24 protein-coding genes are annotated in these 18,168 nt (G+C 74.4%); 8 read left to right on the plus strand and 16 right to left on the minus strand.

Annotated features, from left to right (window positions below; genetic code table 11):
• The coding region (locus C2142_RS01930; RefSeq protein WP_206670882.1) for a hypothetical protein at nucleotides 1-758 on the plus strand (758 nt) is incomplete at its 5' end.
• Nucleotides 759-922: 164 nt separating this feature from the next.
• On the opposite strand, the gene C2142_RS01935 is transcribed toward C2142_RS01930, so the two are convergent.
• The gene (locus C2142_RS01935) at nucleotides 923-1,648 is read right to left on the minus strand and encodes a class I SAM-dependent methyltransferase (protein ID WP_148640764.1); all 726 of its coding nucleotides are present in this window, start codon (nucleotides 1,646-1,648) and stop codon (nucleotides 923-925) included.
• Nucleotides 1,641-2,771 carry an ATP-binding protein gene (locus C2142_RS01940; protein WP_148640765.1) on the minus strand — a complete coding sequence of 377 codons (1,131 nt, stop codon included), beginning with the start codon at nucleotides 2,769-2,771 and terminating at the stop codon, nucleotides 1,641-1,643. The genes C2142_RS01935 and C2142_RS01940 overlap by 8 nt, the downstream gene beginning before the upstream one ends.
• A 388-nt stretch (nucleotides 2,772-3,159) precedes the next feature.
• On the opposite strand from C2142_RS01940, the gene C2142_RS01945 reads away from it, so the two are divergent.
• Nucleotides 3,160-3,756 (plus strand): DinB family protein, encoded by a 597-nt coding sequence (locus C2142_RS01945; protein ID WP_148640766.1) that lies wholly within the window; start codon nucleotides 3,160-3,162, stop codon nucleotides 3,754-3,756.
• Between the two features lie 112 nt (nucleotides 3,757-3,868).
• Here the strand turns inward: C2142_RS01945 and C2142_RS01950 are convergent, their stop codons facing one another.
• From C2142_RS01950 to C2142_RS01960, 3 genes are all read right to left on the minus strand, one after another.
• Nucleotides 3,869-4,441, minus strand: coding sequence for a dihydrofolate reductase family protein (locus tag C2142_RS01950; protein ID WP_148640767.1), 573 nt, complete (start codon nucleotides 4,439-4,441; stop codon nucleotides 3,869-3,871).
• Between the two features lie 312 nt (nucleotides 4,442-4,753).
• Nucleotides 4,754-5,194: an SRPBCC domain-containing protein gene (locus tag C2142_RS01955; protein WP_148640768.1), complete on the minus strand. Its 441-nt coding sequence runs from the start codon at nucleotides 5,192-5,194 to the stop codon at nucleotides 4,754-4,756.
• Entirely contained in the window at nucleotides 5,191-5,514 is a 324-nt protein-coding gene (locus C2142_RS01960) for a metalloregulator ArsR/SmtB family transcription factor (protein WP_148640769.1), read from the minus strand. Before C2142_RS01960 ends, C2142_RS01955 begins: the two co-directional genes overlap by 4 nt.
• A gap of 100 nt (nucleotides 5,515-5,614) precedes the next feature.
• On the opposite strand from C2142_RS01960, the gene C2142_RS01965 reads away from it, so the two are divergent.
• Complete coding sequence (locus tag C2142_RS01965) at nucleotides 5,615-6,163, plus strand: TIGR03086 family metal-binding protein (RefSeq protein WP_162002385.1); 549 nt, start codon at nucleotides 5,615-5,617, stop codon at nucleotides 6,161-6,163.
• A gap of 79 nt (nucleotides 6,164-6,242) precedes the next feature.
• Here the strand turns inward: C2142_RS01965 and C2142_RS01970 are convergent, their stop codons facing one another.
• On the minus strand, nucleotides 6,243-7,148 hold the full coding sequence (locus C2142_RS01970; RefSeq protein ID WP_148640771.1) for a class I SAM-dependent methyltransferase: 906 nt from the start codon (nucleotides 7,146-7,148) through the stop codon (nucleotides 6,243-6,245).
• A gap of 61 nt (nucleotides 7,149-7,209) precedes the next feature.
• Here C2142_RS01970 and C2142_RS01975 point away from each other — a divergent pair, with 61 nt between their 5' ends.
• Nucleotides 7,210-7,500: a MerR family DNA-binding protein gene (locus C2142_RS01975; RefSeq protein WP_241002319.1), complete on the plus strand. Its 291-nt coding sequence runs from the start codon at nucleotides 7,210-7,212 to the stop codon at nucleotides 7,498-7,500.
• Between the two features lie 75 nt (nucleotides 7,501-7,575).
• Here the strand turns inward: C2142_RS01975 and C2142_RS01980 are convergent, their stop codons facing one another.
• The 3 genes from C2142_RS01980 to C2142_RS01990 all read right to left on the minus strand — a co-directional run bounded on the left by C2142_RS01980 (nucleotide 7,576) and on the right by C2142_RS01990 (nucleotide 10,530).
• The gene (locus tag C2142_RS01980; protein ID WP_148640773.1) at nucleotides 7,576-8,226 is read right to left on the minus strand and encodes a 2'-5' RNA ligase family protein; all 651 of its coding nucleotides are present in this window, start codon (nucleotides 8,224-8,226) and stop codon (nucleotides 7,576-7,578) included.
• Between the two features lie 145 nt (nucleotides 8,227-8,371).
• A complete protein-coding gene (locus C2142_RS01985) occupies nucleotides 8,372-9,850 on the minus strand; it encodes a HAMP domain-containing sensor histidine kinase (RefSeq protein WP_148640774.1) in 1,479 nt (492 codons plus the stop codon).
• A 2-nt stretch (nucleotides 9,851-9,852) separates the two neighbouring features.
• The gene (locus tag C2142_RS01990) at nucleotides 9,853-10,530 is read right to left on the minus strand and encodes a response regulator transcription factor (protein ID WP_148640775.1); all 678 of its coding nucleotides are present in this window, start codon (nucleotides 10,528-10,530) and stop codon (nucleotides 9,853-9,855) included.
• Nucleotides 10,531-10,658: 128 nt separating this feature from the next.
• On the opposite strand from C2142_RS01990, the gene C2142_RS01995 reads away from it, so the two are divergent.
• Complete coding sequence (locus C2142_RS01995; protein ID WP_148640776.1) at nucleotides 10,659-11,375, plus strand: hypothetical protein; 717 nt, start codon at nucleotides 10,659-10,661, stop codon at nucleotides 11,373-11,375.
• 112 nt (nucleotides 11,376-11,487) lie between these two features.
• Nucleotides 11,488-12,201 (plus strand): hypothetical protein, encoded by a 714-nt coding sequence (locus tag C2142_RS02000; protein ID WP_241002320.1) that lies wholly within the window; start codon nucleotides 11,488-11,490, stop codon nucleotides 12,199-12,201.
• Nucleotides 12,202-12,338: 137 nt separating this feature from the next.
• On the opposite strand, the gene C2142_RS02005 is transcribed toward C2142_RS02000, so the two are convergent.
• The 4 genes from C2142_RS02005 to C2142_RS02020 form a co-directional block, all read right to left on the minus strand.
• Nucleotides 12,339-12,704: a hypothetical protein gene (locus C2142_RS02005; protein WP_148640778.1), complete on the minus strand. Its 366-nt coding sequence runs from the start codon at nucleotides 12,702-12,704 to the stop codon at nucleotides 12,339-12,341.
• 223 nt (nucleotides 12,705-12,927) lie between these two features.
• Complete coding sequence (locus C2142_RS02010; protein ID WP_148640779.1) at nucleotides 12,928-13,518, minus strand: hypothetical protein; 591 nt, start codon at nucleotides 13,516-13,518, stop codon at nucleotides 12,928-12,930.
• Between the two features lie 172 nt (nucleotides 13,519-13,690).
• Nucleotides 13,691-13,882 (minus strand): hypothetical protein, encoded by a 192-nt coding sequence (locus C2142_RS02015; protein WP_148640780.1) that lies wholly within the window; start codon nucleotides 13,880-13,882, stop codon nucleotides 13,691-13,693.
• A 161-nt stretch (nucleotides 13,883-14,043) separates the two neighbouring features.
• Nucleotides 14,044-14,613, minus strand: a complete 570-nt coding sequence (locus tag C2142_RS02020; RefSeq protein WP_148640781.1) for a MarR family transcriptional regulator — start codon at nucleotides 14,611-14,613, stop codon at nucleotides 14,044-14,046.
• A 135-nt stretch (nucleotides 14,614-14,748) separates the two neighbouring features.
• Here C2142_RS02020 and C2142_RS02025 point away from each other — a divergent pair, with 135 nt between their 5' ends.
• The gene (locus tag C2142_RS02025) at nucleotides 14,749-15,159 is read left to right on the plus strand and encodes an organic hydroperoxide resistance protein (RefSeq protein ID WP_148640782.1); all 411 of its coding nucleotides are present in this window, start codon (nucleotides 14,749-14,751) and stop codon (nucleotides 15,157-15,159) included.
• A gap of 135 nt (nucleotides 15,160-15,294) precedes the next feature.
• On the opposite strand, the gene C2142_RS02030 is transcribed toward C2142_RS02025, so the two are convergent.
• The gene (locus C2142_RS02030; protein WP_148640783.1) at nucleotides 15,295-15,654 is read right to left on the minus strand and encodes an SHOCT domain-containing protein; all 360 of its coding nucleotides are present in this window, start codon (nucleotides 15,652-15,654) and stop codon (nucleotides 15,295-15,297) included.
• Between the two features lie 150 nt (nucleotides 15,655-15,804).
• Here C2142_RS02030 and C2142_RS02035 point away from each other — a divergent pair, with 150 nt between their 5' ends.
• Nucleotides 15,805-16,227 (plus strand): hypothetical protein, encoded by a 423-nt coding sequence (locus C2142_RS02035; protein WP_148640784.1) that lies wholly within the window; start codon nucleotides 15,805-15,807, stop codon nucleotides 16,225-16,227.
• 155 nt (nucleotides 16,228-16,382) lie between these two features.
• On the opposite strand, the gene C2142_RS02040 is transcribed toward C2142_RS02035, so the two are convergent.
• Together C2142_RS02040 and C2142_RS02045 are read right to left on the minus strand one after the other, a co-directional pair.
• Nucleotides 16,383-17,033 (minus strand): beta-glucanase, encoded by a 651-nt coding sequence (locus C2142_RS02040; protein ID WP_148640785.1) that lies wholly within the window; start codon nucleotides 17,031-17,033, stop codon nucleotides 16,383-16,385.
• A 238-nt stretch (nucleotides 17,034-17,271) separates the two neighbouring features.
• Complete coding sequence (locus C2142_RS02045; protein ID WP_241002321.1) at nucleotides 17,272-17,904, minus strand: CBS domain-containing protein; 633 nt, start codon at nucleotides 17,902-17,904, stop codon at nucleotides 17,272-17,274.
• Nucleotides 17,905-18,168: the final 264 nt, after the last annotated feature.

Genomic DNA, 18,168 nt, shown 5'->3' on the forward strand with positions numbered 1-18,168 from the left:
TCGAGGCCCTCGGCGCGTGGAGCACCGGCGGGCAGGGCGTCGCCGCGGCGCAGCAGCGGGTGGCGGCGCTCGGCCTGCCGCCGTCCCTCGCGGACCAGGCCGGGCCCCTCCTGCCCGCCGCACCCCAGGCCGCGCTCCAGGTGATCGACGCCCAGTACGGCGGCATCCTCGCCGACTCGGCGAGCGTGCTGGTGGTCTGCCGTCAGTGGACCCTGGCCGCCGACGGCACGCTGACCCCGGGCGGTACCACGGTGGACGTGCGGCTCAGCCGCGCCGAGCCGCGTTGGACGGTCACCGCCCTGCACCCGGCCGACCCGGGACCGGCCGCGGCCACCCTGCCGACGGCCGCCGCGCAGGTCCTTGCCGAGCAGCGCATCCAGCTGCCGCCGGCGGCCGTCGCCGACCTGCGCAGCGGCACCGTCCACGACAGCGTGCTGCAGGCGATGCTGGCCCTTTCCCGCGACTACACCTTCCAGGTCAGCGTGGTGCGCTCGGGCCACCCGCTGAACGTCTTCGGCACCACCCGGCCCAGCGACCATCCGCAGGGCCGCGCCTTCGACACCTGGCAGATCGACGGCCATCCGGTCGTCGACCCGGCCACCCCGCCCGAACTCGTCGACGGCTTCATGCGTGCCGTGGCGGCCGCCGGTTCCTACAACGTCGGCGGGCCGAGGCAGTTGAGCGGCGGCCGGACCGCCAACCAGTTCTTCTCCGACCCCACCCACCAGGACCACGTCCACACCGGTTTCCTCACCTGAGGCGGGCCGGGCACCCCGACCAGCCAGGTGCTCGGCGGCCGGGTGCTCGGCGGGCGGGTGGAGTCGGGCGGGTGGAGTCGGACGGGTGCTCGGCGGACGGGTGGAGTCGGGCGCCCTGACCGACCGGGCAGGCGCTCAGCGGCCGCGCAGCGGCAGCGCGGGGATCAGGGCCGCTGGGCGACGAAGACGAACTCCTCTCCCGGGCGGTCGGGTGCGTCCCGGACCTCGCTCAGGACGAATCCCTGCGTGGCCAGGTCCGTCTCGACCTCCTGCCGCTCCCGGAACCTCAGGGGCGAGTCGGAGGTGAGCCGCCGCCCGTCCGCGGCGAAGACGTAGTTCCAGCGGAACGTCACCAGAGGCCCGACCACCTCGACCAGATCGACCCAGCTCTCGACCGCGCCAACGCCCGGGATCTCCGTGACGCCGTAGGAAGCCGCACGGTTCCACGACTCCCAGGCGCGCCTGGCCGGGTCCCGGGTCTCGAACACCAGGTGCCCGCCCGGTCGCAGCGCTTCGTAGGCCGCCTTGAGCGTGCGCTGCCACGCGGGAGGGTCGACGATCGCCTGGGCGACGTTCGCCGTCATGGTGACGAGGTCGACTTGCAGCGGTGGCAGGGTCGTTGCGTCGCCGCAGATCCAACGGACCCGCTCGCTGCGCGGTTTGCCCCTGGCCACCTCGATGGAGGCCAGGGCGGGATCGACACCGACGACCTCGAATCCGCGATCGGCCAGCAGGAGGGCGAAGACGCCGGTGCCGCAGCCGATGTCCAGCACCCGCCCGGCACCGAGCTGCCGGGCGAGGTCCAGATAGGCGTGAAGGTCGCCGCGATCGGGATCGAGCGGGTCGTAGACCGCCGCGAGCTGCGGGTGCGTGAAGATCTCGTCAGCCATGCGTCCGAAGGTACCGCCGGACGACGGCCGCGGCCTGGTCCGGGTGCTCCTCCAGCCACTTGCGGAGGTGTTCCTCGACGGCCTGTCCGACGCAGGCGCGCGCCGCGACGTTGCCCAGCCGGTCACGCGTGGCGCCCTCGAACTCGGGACGCTCCAGCCTCACCAGCACGACCGCCGTCAGGCCCTCGCCAATCCGGTCGGCGCCGAGGTCGGGGTCCGCCGCCGTCAGCAGCCGCCGCTCCCGCGCGTACGCGTTGACCGCGGCCGCCACACCGTCGCGCAGGCCCTCCACGTGCGAGCCGCCCGCGGGGGTGCGCCAGCCGTTGGCATAGCTCCGGACCCGCGCCTCGCCGGAGCCGCGCCACCGCAGAGCCACCTCCACCGTCCCCGCCATCCGCGGATCCTCCCGCTCGAAGCCGATGACGTCCGGGTGAGCGGGGGCCGCCGCCTGCTTGTCGAGGAAGGCGACGAAGTCCCGTGCCCCGCCCGGGAACCGGAACCGCACCGACCGGGGCTCGGCCGGGCGGCGCCGGTCGGTCAGCGCGACGTCCAGGTCCCGGTTGAGGAAGGCCAGTTCCCTGAACTCCTCGGCCAGGTCGTCGAACGCGTACTCCGCCGTCCCGAAGATCTCGGCGTCCGGCCAGAAGACGAGGGTGGTCCCGCTGTCCGTCGCCGGGCCCGCCTCGGTGAGCGGGGTGACCGCGGCGCCGCGCGCGTACTCCTGGACCCAGCGGACCCCCTCGCGCCGCACCTCGGCCGTCAGGCGACTCGACAGGGCGTTGACGACGAAGGGCCCCACACCGCAGAGGCCGTAGGGCCCCGTCGGGGCCGGCATGCGGGTCAGCAGGGCTTCGAGGCCTGCGCCGTCGGCCTCCCCGACGGGGACGCCGGGCCCGTCGTCGGCGACACGCACACCGCCGTCGGAGGTGAGAGTGATGTCGACGCGGCTCGCGCGACCGGCCACGACGTCGTTCACCGCTCGGTCGGCGGCCTCGAACACCAGGTTCCGCAGGCCGCGTTCACCGGTCGAGCCGATCCACATCCCCGGCCGCCTCCGAACAGCCTCCCGGCCCTCCAGCACCTGGATGTGGGCGGCGTCGTAGCCGCTGGCTTCCTCGCTCATGATGTCCCCTCCGATGGCGTTCAGCCGGAGGCCCCAGCCTAGGCGAATCCTGAGAAAACACCAGGTCAGGCCATCTTTACTAAGGGCACGGACCGGCACGTGAGCGCCTGTCGGGAGGCGGCCGCCCCGGAGGTCACGGACGGCTCCCGGAGTGTGGCTGCGGGCCTGCGGAGGCCGCGCGCGGCACCGTTCCGGGCAGCCCCGAGGTCACCGATTCCACGAGTTTCGCCGCCGGCCCTGACGCCGTCGTCCGTCGGCTTCACCGCCGACCTGATCCGGTCCTCCCTCCGGCGGCCCCGCATGGCGTCAATGAGGACACAATCTGACCTACATGGCCTCTACTGTCGTTCTTGGCAAGGGAAGTACAGAACCGACGAAGGCAGGAACCATGACCGGCATCACGACCTCCACCGCGACCTCCCTCACGACCGACGCCGCAACCGACGCCACGACGGAGAACGCGGCCGGCGTCACGATCGGCGGGGAGCGCGCCGATCTGCTGGAGGTTCTGGGCAACCACCGGGGCTTCCTGCGTCAGACCACTCGCGATCTCACCGACGAGCAGGCCGGACTCCGCACCACCGTCAGCGAGTTGTGCCTGGGAGGCCTGATCAAGCACGTCTCGTCGGTCGAGCGCGGGTGGGTGGACTTCATCCTGGAGGGCCCGTCGGCGATGGGCGACTTCAGCACCTGGACGGAGGCCGACTTCGCGAAGCGGGCCGACGAGTTCCGGATGCTGCCCGGTGAGACGCTGGCCGGCGTGCTGGCCGACTACGACGAGACCGCCCGGCGCACCGACGAGCTCGTCGCCGTCCTTCCCGACCTGGGTGCCTCCCACCCGCTGCCCAAGGCCCCCTGGTTCGAGGGCGACGCACACTGGTCGGCCCGCCGGGTGCTGATGCACATCGTCGCCGAGACCGCGCAGCACGCCGGGCACGCCGACATCCTCCGCGAGGCCCTCGACGGCGCCAAGACCATGGGCTGACCGTCCGTCACCCAGGCGGCGCGGGCCGGGCGGGCGGCGCGGACCGGACTCGCCGCCCCCGACATCCGGCCGGGGCCCGAAAGGGCTCCGGCCCGGCCGGTGCGGGGCCCGGTCAGCGGACGACGTCGAACACGTTCTTCTGCAGGCCGTTGGCGTAGGCCTCGTACTCGACCAGCCTCAGCTTCTGGGTGTCCTTGTCCGTGGTGCTGAACAGACGCTTGCCCGCGCCGAGCAGCAGCGGGAAGACGAGCAGGTGGTAACGGTCGATCAGGCCGGCATCCGAGAGGCTCCGGTTCAGGGTGGCGCTGCCGTGGAGGATGATCGGGCCACCCTCGGTCTCCTTCAGCGCGGCGACCTCGTCGAGCGAACGCAGGATCGTGGTCTCGCCCCAGTTCGTGACCAGGTCGTCCTCGGTGAGCGTGGTGGAGACGACGTACTTCGGCATCACCTTGTAGTCGGCGAAGTCCGCCATGTCCGGCCACACCGCGCTGAACGCCTCGTAGCTGGTCCGGCCCATCAGCATCGCGGTGGCTTCCTCCTGCTCCCGGCCCTTGATCTCGAAGGCCTCGGGGAGGAACTCGATGTCCTTGAAGGTCCACCCGGAGTTCCGGTAACCGGGCTCACCGCCCGGGCCCTCCACGACACCGTCGAGCGAGATGAAGGCCGTGCTGATCAGAGTGCGCATCCAGGGTTCCTCGGTGTCTCGTGCCCGGTTCTCGGCAGGTCGGATCGGTGCACGCCTCGGCCTCGACCACACTCGCGGCCGCTGCGCACCCCCCATGATCTCTGACCGTGGATCACGGGGGGAAGTCATCGGTGCTCGCCCGGCGCGTTTCCTGTGGCCCCAACCGCCCGACCGCCGACCGCCCCGGGGGCCCGCACGGGCGCCCGGCTGCGGGCCCCGCCGACGACGGGGCAGCGACGAACGTTGCCCGGCCCGCCGCACCCGGCGGGCCGGGCTCGGCGATCCGGACGGGGCGACCTGCGGCAACGGGCTTCAGGAATCCGCCCACTCGTCCGGCCCGGGGTCACGGCCCTCGGCGCGTTCGACCAGGCGGCCCAGGTAGTGGGTCCAGCCCTCGAAGTGCGGGGCGCAGGCCTCGGGCGGCAGGTCGCGGTGGACCAGGGTGAGCAGGGTGCCCCCGCCGTCCGGGGTCAGGGTCACCTCGACCGTACTGGCGCCGGGTGGCACCGCCACGTCCCCGCCCTCCGAGCCCCAGGTGAAGACCACCCGGTGGTACGGCTCCAGGGCCAGGAACTCACCGGAGGCCTGACAGTGGGCGTTGACGTCGGTCCGGAACGCCCCGCCCGGGGCGAAGGAGAACTCCCCGTCCCGCCCCATCCACGAGAGCCACTTCTCGCGATCGGTGAAGAAGGAGAACACCGTCTCCGGCCGGGCGGCGATCCACCGCTCCAGCACCACCTGATCGTTCGTCATCCGCCGTTCCCCTTCGACCCCTCGGCCCGCTGGGCGGCCTCCGCCAGCTCGGCGAGCACGTCCAGCTTCTCGGCCCACATCGACTGCAGATAGGCCGCCAGCGGCCCCAGCGCCTCGTGGTCGGCGCGGTAGTACCGTTTGCGGCCCTCCTGGCGCAGCGTGACCAGGCCCGCCTCCCGCAGCACCTTCAGGTGCTGGGAGACCGCGCCGAAGGTGACCTCGAACCGCTCGGCGATGTCGCCCGCGCAGAGCTCGTCCTCCCAGACCAGCCGCAGGATCTCGCGCCGGCGGGGTTCGGCTATCGCTTGCACCGCTTCCATGGCCGTCATTTTAGTCGGGGCTTCATCTTGCGTTCCAGGAGGCTGTCATTTTAGTCTCGACTTAATCAACGATCCCGAGTGCACGACGAGGAGCCCCGCCATGAAGACCGCGATGACCGAGTTCGCCACCCTGTTCGCCCGCACCGCCGAGGCCATCCCGTCCGACCGCCTGACCGCCGCCACCCCGTGCGCCCGGTTCACCGTCGCCGACCTGCTCGCCCATATCGGCGGCGTGCTGCCCGACTCCGAGCGCGCCGCGGCCAAGCGCCCCCGCACCGGCGCGCCCGCCGCTCTCACCGATCCCACCGCGGTGGCGGCCGTCGCCGAGCGCGCGGCCGCGGCCTGGCAGGCGCCGGAGGCCCTCACCGGTGAGACCGAGTTCGGCCCGAACACCGTCCCCGCCACCCTCGCCGCCGCCGTAACCCTCCAGGAGCTCGCCCTGCACGGATGGGACCTGGCCCGCGCCACCGGCCGGCCCTTCCCGGTCGGCGAGGAGGCCGCCGCCGTGCTGCTCGGCGTGGTCGAGCAGCTCGCCGACCAGGCCCGTGCCAACGGCGGCTACGGCCCGGCGCTCACCGCACCGGGCGGGGCGCCGGCCTTCGAGCGCGCGCTCGCGCTCAGCGGCCGCAACCCCGACTGGGCCGACTGACCCACTCCGGGCAGGGCCCCTCACAGGCGTCGACGTTCCGGGGCAGGCAGCACGGTTCCCGGGCAGGCGGCCCGGCATGTCATCGACGCGGGTCGGTCCCCGGCTCCGCCCCGGAGCTGCGCACCGGCCCGTCCGACGCCCCCCGGGCGCGGGCGCCCACCAGCCAGCAGGCCGCGGTGAAGCGGACCAGCGGGCCTTCCACGAAGGGCTCGAAGGCGGCGCGGACCGTCTCGACGACCCGGGCGCGGGTCGGTTCGTCGGCGCCGGGCAGGACCTGGCCGAGCAGGCCGAGCCGCGTGAAGTACCCGATCAGCTCCGGCTCCGGCAGGGTGAGGTCCGCGTCGACGGGCCGGATGTCGATCCCGTCCCAGCCGCTCCCCTCCAGGATCCGGCGGACCCTGTCCGGGTCGGCGAGGGCGAACTGGCCCGGCTCGTCCGGCCGGCGGGCGGGGATGCCCGGCAGGAGCGGAGCAGCGGCACGCTCGGCCGTCGTCATGAACGGGTTCTCCTCGATGCCGCGCCAGACGAGGAACCGCAGCCCGCCGCCGTCCCGCACGGCCCGCCGAAGGTTCGCGAAGGCCCGGACGGAGTCGTCGAAGAACATGACGCCGAAGCGCGACACGACCGCGTCGAAGGCGGCCGGCTCGAACGCGTACTCCTGGGCGTCGGCGAGGACGAAGCCGGCCGGCGAGCCCTCGCGCTCGGCGCGCGCCCGGGCCGCGTCGATCATGGGCTCGGAGATGTCGACACCGACGCAGCGGCCCTCTGGTCCGAGCAGCCGCGCGAAGGCCACCGTCGTACCGCCCGTACCGCAGCCGACGTCGAGCACCCGGTCGCCCTCCTTGACGGGGACCGCCTCGACGAGCACGTCCTCAAGGGGCTTGAGCACCCCGTCCAGCACGGCCTGCGCATCGACCCAGGCACGGCCCCCGGCGCCTTTCCATCGTGCCGCCTGCCCGTCGTCGCTCTTCTGCACGCCATCCATGATCGTCTCCTGTCGCTTGCCCTCGCGGGGCCGGGATGACACCGTTCCACCTCAAGCCGACTTGCTGGGGCTGATCGCGCTGGCACGTGCCGCCGGGTTCTCCCTCGACGAGATCACCGGCATGCTCGGCCCCGACGGCCGGCCGAGCATCGACCGGCTGATGCTCACCGCCAAGGCGCAGGAGCTGGACGTCACGATCCGCCGGCTCACCGCCCTGCGCGACTCCCTCCGGCACGCCGCCGACTGCCCCGCGCCCAGTCACCAGGAGTGCCCGACGTTCCGCCGCATCCTCCGCGCCGCATCCACCGGCTCGCTCCGGGCACCGGGGAGGAGGACTCCCCGGCCCCGGTGACCGGCGGAAGCCCGGCCCGACCACTGGAGGCCCGGGTGAGCGGCAAAAGCCCGTCCCGACCACGGGAAGCCCGGCTCAGCCACCTTCGGGCGGAGCGGTGCCGGGCACCCAGCGGACTTCGCCGGTGCCGAGGGCGACCGTCGCGCAGGGCCGCATCGGGTCGTCACCACCGCGGCGGGCCAGCAGCACCACCTCCCGGACCTCGGCGGACCGCGCCCCGAGCCGGGCGGCGCACTCGGCGGCGAGACCGCGCGGATCCCCGGTCCGCCCCAGCGAGAGATGGGGCGTGAAACCCGTGCGCCGGCCACCGCAGCCCGGAAACCGTTCCACCAGCGACCGGTACAGGACGATCCACGGCCCCGCGCCGGCCGCGGCCGGGTCGAGCCAGACCGTCGCGTACGCGCGGTGGCGAAAGCTCCGCACCCCTTGCAGCCGGGCCGCGAAAGGCTGCACCCCTGTCAGCGCCGCCGCCACCAGCGGGGCCGCCGCCGGGAAGTCGGACTCCGGCACGAACCCGAACAGCAGGTTGACGTGCGGCGGCCACCGGCGGATCTGCGGGTCGTGCTCCCAGCGGATGTCCTGGATCGGCGGCCACAGCTCCGGCGGCGGAATCCACGCGACCGCGGTACGGCCCGTCGGCGGGACGTCGAACACGCCCGCACGTCCGGCCCCGCCGTCCTCCGGGCCGAACTCCGGGCCGTACTCCGGCCCCGGCTCCGGCTCCATACCGGAAGGGTCCCACTTCGGCCGTCTGCTGCGGTACCCCGCCGCCCCCGGAAGCCCAGCACCGAGCCGCCCCGCCGCGGCCGCACTCGCGGCACCCTGCCGCCCGGCGCTCAGGCCCCCCGGGGGCTCAGGACCCGCCGGGCGCTCAGGACACGTCGGGGGCGAGCGGGAAGGTCGCCGTGAGGGTGGCACCCCCGGGGGTGTCCGTGACGGTCAGGGCGCCCCCGTGATGGCGGGCGATGTCGCGGGCGATGGGCAGGCCGAGGCCGCTGCCGCCCTCGTCCCGGCTGCGGGCGTCGTCGAGGCGGGTGAAGCGCTCGAAGACGCGCTCGCGGTCGGCCGGGGCGATTCCGGGGCCGTCGTCCTGGACTGCGAGGACGGCGAGCGCCCGGGCGGGGTCGGTGGTGAGGCGGACATGCACGGTGGTGACCGCGTGCCGGTCCGCGTTGTCGAGCAGGTTGGTCAGCAGCCGGCCGAGCCAGAGCGGGATGCCGTCCACCCGGACGTCCGGGGCGAGGTCGGTGGTCCGCCGGTGCGGGCCGGCGGGCCGGCCGAGGACGGTGTCGGCTACCAGGGCCGTGAGGTCGACGCGCTGCCGCGGCCGGTCGGCGGCGACGGTGGCGGCGTCGAGGCGGGCGAGCAGCAGCAGGTCCCCGGCCAGGGCCTGAAGACGGTCGGTGTCCAGCAGCGCACCGTGGACCAACTCCGCCCGGACCGCCTCGTCCGGGTGTGCGTGGGCGACCTCCAGCTGGGTGCGCAGCACGGCGAGGGGGCTGCGCAGTTCGTGCGAGGCGTCGGCGATGAACTGCCGTTGCCGGTGCCCGGAGGCCTCCAGGCGGTCGAGCATGGCGTTCATGGTGGCGGCGAGGCGGGCGATCTCGTCAGCGGTGGCGGGTTCGGGGACCCTGCGGTGCAGGTCCCTGTCGGTGATGGCCTCGACCTCGGCGCGGATCGCCTCGACCGGGCGCAGCGCCTGGCCGGTGACCCGCCAGGTGACGACGACGCCGGTGAGCAGCAGCAGCGGGAAGGCGACGGCGAGGGCTGCCTCGGTGGTGTCCTGCGCCTGGTCGGCGGCGCGGAGCGAGGTGCCGGCGTAGACGGTGACCGGCCCCGTGGGGGTGTCCGTGGTGACGGTGGTCAGCCGCTGGCGGTGGCGGTCGTGGAGGGGGTCGACGGAGTCCGTGGTGTGCGAGCCGGCGTGGCGGGAGACGGTGAGCGCGGGCCGTCCGGCGAGGTCGGGGCTGGCGGCGAGGACGGTGCCGTGGGCGTCGACGGCCTGGAGGAAGTCGGTGCCACGGCCCGGGTGCAGGACGGGGGTGAGCCGGCCCTGGGCGGCGAGCTGGGCGACGGCCTCGGCCTGCTCGCGGGTGCCGGCCGCGGCGGAGGCGACCAGGTTGGCGTGCAGGACGGCCAGCAGCCCCGCGCTGGCCACCGCGAGGGCGGCCCCGAGGACGGTGCCGGCGGCGGCGGTCGCGCGGGCCCGGACCGTCCTGGGGGTGACGGCCCGCAGCACGGCGCGGACGGGGGCCGACAGGGCCCGGACGGGGGCCGACTCGGCGCCGAGCAGGGCGGGCAGGGCCCTCAGCGGGACGCGAAGGGATCGGCGTGGGGCGGGCGGGGCCATGGTCAGCCGCCGTCGGGGGCGAGCCGGTAGCCGGCGCCGCGCATGGTCTGCAGGGCGGTGCGGCCGAACGGGGTGTCGATCTTGCGGCGCAGGGCGTGGATGTGGACCTCGACGATGCTGGGGTCGGGGGCGTGGTCGGTGTCCCAGACGTGGTCGAGGATCTCCCGCTTGGAGACGACGGTGCCGGCCCGGGCCGCGAGGTGTTCCAGGATCGCGAACTCGCGCGCGGTGAGGTGGGTGGGGAGGCCGGCCCGGGTGCAGGTGCGGGCGTTGGCGTCGACCACGAGGTCCCCGAGGGTGTGCAGGCGGGGCCGCTGCCGGTCGGTGCGGCGGTGCAGGGCGCGGAGCCGGGCGAGCAGCACGACGAAGGAGAACGGCTTGGAGAGGAAGTCGTCGGCCCCGGTGTCGAGGGCTTCGGCCTCGTCCCATTCGCCGTCCTTGGCGGTGAGCATCAGGATCCCGGCCTGGCAGCCGTCGGCCCGCAGCCGGGCGCAGACCCGGTAGCCGTTGAGGCCGGGCAGCATGATGTCCAGGACGATCACGTCGTACGGGTGACGGCCCGCGAGGTCCAGGCCCTGCGGACCGTTGTGGGCGGTGTCGACGGTGTGGCCGTCGGCCTCCAGCCCCCGGCGCAGTGCCGTCGCCATCCGCTGTTCGTCCTCGACGACGAGTATGTGCATCCGTCCAGGGTGCCAGGCGGTCCTCCCGGGCCGGCACGCGGCTTAAGCGGAGGTTCAGGAACGATCGGCCATGATCGCCGGGTCGCGGCCCGGGCGGTTCCGGGCGCCGAGTCACGAGAGGACGCCCGATGACCGACTCCACGTCGTCGCCCACCCCGCCCCAGCCGGACCACGGCCAGGACCGGGACCAGGGCTTGGACCAGGGTTTGGGGCAGGACCAGCAGCAGGGGACCGGACCGCAGTCCGGGAAGCCCGACGGGGTGGACGGCGGCCGGGTGAAGCGCCTGCGCCGGTGGACGGGCCGCCGGGAACGCCGGATAGCCGCCGGGGTGGCCGCGGTCGCACTGCTCGGCGCGGGCGGGCTGGCGCTGGCGGCGGCGCACGAGGAGCACGGCCGCGGCCACCACGTCACGGAGCTGGCGGACGGGCACGGCCACGACGGCCACGACCATGGGCACCGGGGCGGCCGGCACCGGGACGGCGAGTGGGCCGACGGTCAGCGGGGGGACGGCCGGCCCGGGGAGGACCGGCAGCAGGACGGCCACCGGCCGAAGGGGCAGCCGCAGCAGGGCCGCCACCAGCAGGGCGGCGACCGCCCCGGCGGCGTCGCCCCCGCGCCGCTGCCCTCGCTCGCCGCGTCGACCGCGCTGGAGAAGGCCCAGGGCGCCGTCCCCGGCGGCCGGGTGGAGTCCCTGAAGCAGGCCGCCCAGAGTGGCGGCGGCAGTGCCTGGGCGGTCGTGGTCGTCGGCCCCGACGGCGTACGTCACCTGGTCACGGTGGACGACGCCGGCCAGCTGACCGGCAACACCGTGGTCAACGGCACGGCCGACGGCGCCGGGCGCTGAGATGACGGGCACCACATCGGCCCGCTCTGCTGCCGCCTCCCCCGCCCCGGCGGCGGGAACGGCGGCAGCGGCGGGAACGGCGGCAGCGGCGGGGGCGAGCAAGGTCCCGCCGGTGACCGCCTGGTTCTGGCTGGTCAAGATCCTCACCACTGGGATGGGCGAGACCCTGTCCGACTTCCTCGCCCACACCGTCGGCCCCGTCCCGGCGGTGGCCGCGGCCGGCCTGCTGCTGGCGGGCGCGCTGGCGCTCCAGCTGCGGCTGCGCCGCTGCGTGGCCGGGGTGTACTGGGCGGTGGTCGTCCTGGTCAGCGTGTTCGGCACCATGGTCGCCGATGTCGCGCATGTCGCGCTGGGGGTGCCGTACGCGGTGTCAGCCGGCGCCCTGGCGGTGGCGCTGGCCGGTCTGTTCCTGCTCTGGCACCGGCTGGAGGGCTCGCTCGCGATCGACCGGGTGACGGGACTGCGCCGGGAGGCGTTCTACTGGTCCGCCGTCCTGCTCACCTTCGCGCTCGGCACGGCGGTCGGTGATCTGACGGCGGCCACGCTGGACGTGGGCTACCTGCTGTCCGGACTGGGCTTCACCGCCCTGATCGCCGTCCCGGCCGTCGCCGCACGGGCCCGCTGGGTCGGCCCGGTCGCGGGCTTCTGGTGGACGTACGTGCTGACCCGCCCGCTCGGCGCCTCGTTCGCCGACTGGATGGGCGTGAGCCGGGCCCGCGGCGGCCTGGACCTCGGTACCGGCCCGGTCAGCCTGGCGCTCGCCGTGCTGATCACGGCCGTACTCGCGCTGTCCGCCGTCACCGCACGGTCCAACCGCCGCGCGTAGCCCGGCGGCAGGCGGTCACGTGCGGGCCGCCGGAAACGACCTGTCCCCGGTACCCGACGGCGAGTGCCGTCGGGTACCGGGGGCGGGCGCAGCGCCCCCGCAAGCGAGAGCACCGGCAAGAGCACCGGCCGGGCCGGTCAGTAGCGGTCGGTGATCTCCGTGGCGAAGACCGTGCCCAGTGGTTCGGGGCCGATGTACTGCTGGCAGTTGCACGGGCGCGGCTCGTACTGCAGGGGCTTGCGTTCAGCGTCCCAGGCCGTCGGGGCCTCGACCGTCTCGTGGCACTTGCCGGCCTGGTCGTGCTTGGCCAGGTGGTGGGTGCAACCGCAGACCGGCTCGGGTGGGCGCTTGGCCGCGTCGAGGGCGAGTTGCCGGCGTTCGGCGGCCTTGAGCAGTTCCAGCTTCCGCTCGTGCCGGGTCTTGAGCATGCCCCGGAAGCGGTCTCCGGTCCAGCCGCCGCCGACCATCACCGCCGCCATCGCCCACCAGATCCAGTCACCCATGGCCAACTCCCCCGTGCCCGTAGGCGTTCTGACGCTCCCCCGGCCGGATCGCCGGGTACCGGGTCCAGGGTAGGCCCCAGTCGGCCGCCGGTCACCGCTCCGGGGCCCGTCCCGCCGCTCCGGGGAACGCCGGGACGGGCCCCGGGGCGGCGGGATCAGCAGGAGCCGGCCGGGCGGTCGCGGACCACCAGGCCGGTACGGCCGGCGGTGGCGTCCAGCCGGATCACCCGGGTGCCCCGGTCGGCCGCGGCCTCGTACCGGCGGCCCCGGTTGCAGGACAGCCGCTGCGGGGTGCCGCCGGCGGGCGGGACCTGCCCCAGCTGGGGCAGCACGGTGTTGGTCGAGCCGCCGCCTGCGGGTTCGCTGTACAGCGCTCGTAGGTCACGGCCTGGTCGGAGGCGGTGATGGCCCGGATGCGGGCGCCGGCGGGCAAGTCGGCGGACAGCACCTCGGTCACGCCGGAGCCGTCCAGGACCCCGGAGCGGATCGAACTGTTCCTGGCGCGGTCCGGGGGCGTCTCGGCCCACAGCAGCCGCCCGCCCGCGAGTCGCAGAAGGGGTCCGCCCACGGTCGGGCCGCCTCCGCCGGGGCCCCGGAGGGCGTACTGGGCGGTGACCTTGCCGTCGGCGATCGAGCAGGCGGTCGGCGCTGCGACGGGGTTCTTGTCGGTTCCCGAGCACTCGATCCAGCCGAGGACGCCGTCCTTGAGGACGAGGCCGCCGACGCGGTGGCCTTCGGGCAGCGGGAGCGGCACCGCGGCGGCACCGCCCCGGGAGAGGTAGAGCCCGGCCCGGCCGGTGGCGTAGTCCGTCATCGGGAACGCGATGTCGGGAAACGCGACGTCACCGCCGGAGAGCACGGCCGGGCCGACGCACTGCGATCCGCTGGAACGGATGACACTGCGGACCGGTCCCCCGGCACGCCAGAAGGCCCCGCATCAGTGCGGGGCCTTCTGGGTGGATGCCGGCGTTCGCCCGGGCGCCCGATCAGGGGAGCAGGCGCTCCACGGCTGCGGCGCCGTACTTGGCGAGGTCCTGGCGGGCCTTCTCGATCAGCGCGGGAGTGGGTTCGCGTCCCGAGGCACGCACCATGTCCTCGGGGTCGACGGGGTGCTCGGCCCCGGTGTGGAGCAGGTGGTCCGGCGTGGGCATGGAGTCGCTGTCACTGATCCTGGACATGAAGTACCTCCGGGAGAGGAGTGCGGGCCTGCCGCCGGACGGGCGACAAGCTCTTCCCTAGAGTGTGGACCCATATCGCCCGAACCGGACACTGCGAACCGCCTCCCGTGTCAAAACTCCGGCCCGACGGAGCGCCGGAAGCCCACCGGACCGGGGCGCACTCAGCCCTTGATGCTCTTGATGCCCTTGACGGCCCCGATGCCCTCGTTGCCCTCGTTGCCACCGGCGCCGTCGTCGACCAGGACGGCCGAGTCGAGCGCGCCCGTGACGCGGTCCAGCAGGGAACGCAGGGCGGCGAGGTCCTCGACCGGGAGGCCGGTGGCGGCGAGGAGCCGGCGCGGCACCAGGCCCGCCCGTTCTCGCAGGGCCAGCCCGCTGCCGGTGAGGCTGACGGTGACGGACCGCTCGTCCTCGGGGCTGCGCTCGCGGCGCACCAGGCCGGCCGCCTCCAGCCGCTTGAGGAGCGGGGAGAGGGTGCCGGAGTCCAACCGCAGGTGCTCGCCGATCCGCTTCACGGGCAGTTCGCCGTGCTCCCAGAGCACCAGCATGACCAGGTACTGGGGGTAGGTGAGGCCGAGATCCTTGAGCAGCACCCGGTAGACACCGCCGAAGGCGCGCGAGGCGGCGTTCAGCGAGAAGCAGATCTGCTGGTCGAGGCGGAGCAGCTCCTCGTCGCGGAGCGGGTCCGGGTCGGTCGACGCCGGGCTGACGGTCTCGGGGGGCTTGGCCATGACCCCATCGTACCGGCCGCATGCGCCATTCAGTTGTGCGCAATTCAATTGCGTGCTCTACTTGAGCCCGGAAGGCGGCCCACCGGCCGCCGGACGCAGAAGCACGACCGACGCAGGACGGAAGGAAACGGACCCATGGACGCGCTCTACACCGCAGTGGCCACCGCGAACGGCCGGGAGGGCCGCACCGTCAGCTCCGACGGCCGGCTGGACCTCGCCCTGGCGATGCCGCCCGCCCTCGGCGGCAACGGGCAGGGCACCAACCCCGAGCAGCTGTTCGCCGCCGGCTACGCGGCCTGCTTCGCGAGCGCCCTGGGCGTGGTCGGCCGGCAGGCGAGGGTCGACACCGGCGAGATCTCGGTGACCGCCGAGGTCTCCATCGGCAAGGACGGCGCCGGCTTCGGCCTCGCGGTGGTCCTGCGCGTCGAGCTGCCGGACGCGCTCGCGGGCGAGGCCGGCGAGCTGCTGGTCAAGCAGGCGCACGAGGTCTGCCCGTACTCCCGGGCCACCCGCGGCAACATCCCGGTCGAGCTGGTCGTCGAGTAACGACATCCGGGATGACGCCCCGGGAGCCCGGCACCAAGGGGACCCCGACGTGACGGAGGGCCCGCCGCGCGACTGCGCGGCGGGCCCTCCGTCGGTTCAGACCGTCGGTTCAGGCCGTCCGTTCAGGCCACCGGTTCAGGCCGGCGGCGTGGCCGGGCCGGCCGGGCCGCCGGCCGCGCGCAGGATGTCCAGGCGATGGCGGTACTCGTCGGTGTCGATCTCCCCCCGCGCGAACCGCTCGGCGAGCACCTGCTCCGCCGTCGGCGGCGCCGCCCCGCCCGGACCGACCCCCGCGGGTCCGGGTCCGGCCGGTCCGACCCCGCCCGGACCCCAGGCAGCGGGCGGCACCGGCTTCGACGTCCGCGAGAGGTGGCGGACCAGTGCGACGGCCGCCAGCACCAGGACCGCCAGGACCAGCAGCATCACGATCACCATCACCCCCACTCCCCAGCCGCTGAGGGCATGACCGTGACCGTGCCCGTACCAGTTCCTCATCACGACCTCCTCGTCCGGCCCGCCCGGGAGCCGCCGAGGTGACCGTCGCCCCCGCCCGACGCGGCGCCCCGGCTACCACGGCGCCCCACCCACCATCGTGCGCCCGGAAACGACCGGGCGAACCTGAGGATTGTCTGAGAATGCCCGGACATGGTCACCCGCTCCGTCGGCCAGGCCCACCGGAGTAGCGTTGCGGGTCATGGACCACCACCCACCGCGCCCGACGACCGCGAGCGGCTCGTCGCGGCCGGGGTGCTGCGCCGGTACGAGGACGGTCACCCGCACCCGGCGCTCGGGGGCTCGCCGATCAGCTACGTCTCGGCCCGCCTCTGGGACGAGCTCACCGCCCTCGCCATCGCCCCCTCCGCGGCCACCGCGACCGCGCACGCGCTGCTGCGCGCCATCGCCGGCGACGCGCTCGACGCCGCCCTGGCCCCCGGAAACGAGCAGGCCCCGCGCGACGACCTCTACGTCACGCACCCCGCCTTCATCGGCCGGCAGCGCCGGGTGGTCTGGTTCCAGCGCAGCGGCCCGCGCGGCCTGATCACCGCGACGTTCCCACCGGACGCCTGAAGCGGGCACCCGACCCCGGGCGCCGAAACCGGACACCCCAGGTCGGACACGCGAGGTCGGACACCCAAGGTCGGACGCCCAAGGTCGGACGCCCGAGAGCGGACGCCTGAACCCGGACGCCTGAGGCCGGGCAGCCCCGGCAAAGGCCGCCGCCGTCAGCGCTCGACCTGCAGGCTGTGGCAGACCCAGCTCAGCCGGCCCGGCCCGTTCAGCGGCGGTCGGTCGTGGTAGGTGCCGTCCGCCACCGAGAGGTTGACGATCAGGTACGCGTGCCAGTCCGGGCCCACCCCGCGCCGGTCCGCGTGCACCAGCGTGCCGTTGACGAACCAGTCCACCGAGTACGCGCCGAGCACGGTGCGCAGGTCGAAGGTCGCGCCCGGGGCTATACCGGCGTCGGCACCGTGCCAGTACCGGAAGCCGCCACGGACGTGGTTGGAGATCTCCAGCAGGTCCGGGTGGTCGGGGTGGTACTCGAAGAGGTCCACCTCGTTGCCGCCGTCCCGCCACGTCCAGATCGCGGGCCAGGCGCCCAGCTCGACCGGGAGCGTGACCCGGGCGGCGATGACGTCGCCGGTGCGGACCTGGAAGCCTTCCGGGCTCCCCTCGGTGGTGAGCAGGTTGCACGTCCACAGCTCCCCGCCGCCCCGCCGGGTGGCGGCGAACACCCCGCCGGGGCAGTAGGCCCGGCTGAGGAAGTCGAGCTTGTGGTCGCCTCGGTTGGTCGGCCCCATCCGGGGATAGGCGCTGCTGCGGCCCGCCGTCCACTGCCTGGTTGAAGTGAAGTCCGCGTCGAACACGACTGCCACGGCCGCCTCCCCGGTGTCCCTGGGTACCGGCGACCCGATGCCGACCGGTACGCAGAGTGACTTACCCGGTACGCTCCGCAGTATGCGAAGCGGATCCTCCGGGTCCGCCGCCGGACGCGCCGCAACCGGCCGACCGCTCAACCGGGCCTCGCCCGCCCCGGCCGTCTCCCACACCGGCCCTCGTCCGCCCCGGTCAGCAAGCCAGTCGGCGAGCCGGCCGGCCGGGACCCCTCCGTGGTCAGCCGACCGGGGCCGGCGCCGCTCCGGTGCTGCCGAGCCGGTCGGTGACCGAGACGACGCCGTCCACCGAGCGGCACAGGTTCAGCACGATCGGCACGAGGTACGGCTCCGGCACCGTGCCGCTGAGCACCACCCGGCCCTGGTCCACCTCCACGCCCACCTCGGCGGGGCTGACGCCCTCGACCCGACCGAGCACCTCCTCGACGATCTCCCGCCGGATCACCCGGTCCTCGCGCAGGAAGACCCGCAGCAGGTCACCCCGGCTGACCATCCCGGACACCCGGCCCTCCGCATCCAGCACCGGAAGCCGCTTCACCGCGTGCCGGCTCATCAGCCGCGCGGCGGCGACCACGCTGGTGCCGGGGGTGGTGCAGACGGCCGGCCCGGTCATCAGGTCGGCTGCGGTGACGGCGCCGCCCGGCCCGCTGCGGGGCAGCTCGGGTGCCGGCAGCAGACTGCCCGGGTCCTCCTGGGCCGCCAGGGTGAGCAGGAGGTCCGCCTCCGACACGATGCCCAACGGCCGTCCGTCCTCGTCCACCACCGGCACGCCGGTGATGTCGTACTCGGCCAGCAGGGCGACGATCTCCCGGAAGCCGGTCTCGGGCGCGACCAGGACCGCAGGGCTGGTCATCACAGATTCGACGGTGGCATGCCGCACGCCGGTTCACCTCGTCCGTCAGCATTGTCGGCCGGGCGGCCAACGGCCGACCGGGTACCTGGAGCATCGCCCCTGGCCACTCGCACCGCCAGAGGCCAAGGGGCTGAAAATCCGGGACCAACGGCCCTGCCCGCCGCACACCGCCCTCACGGCCTGCACCGCCTACGCCGCCCCCGCCCCGCCCGGGTGGCGTAGGCGAAGCGACGCGGCGTGGCGGCGACCGGTAGAGGTCGGGGT

The organism is Streptomyces sp. CB01881, from assembly GCF_002953255.1.
Classification (GTDB): domain Bacteria; phylum Actinomycetota; class Actinomycetes; order Streptomycetales; family Streptomycetaceae; genus Kitasatospora.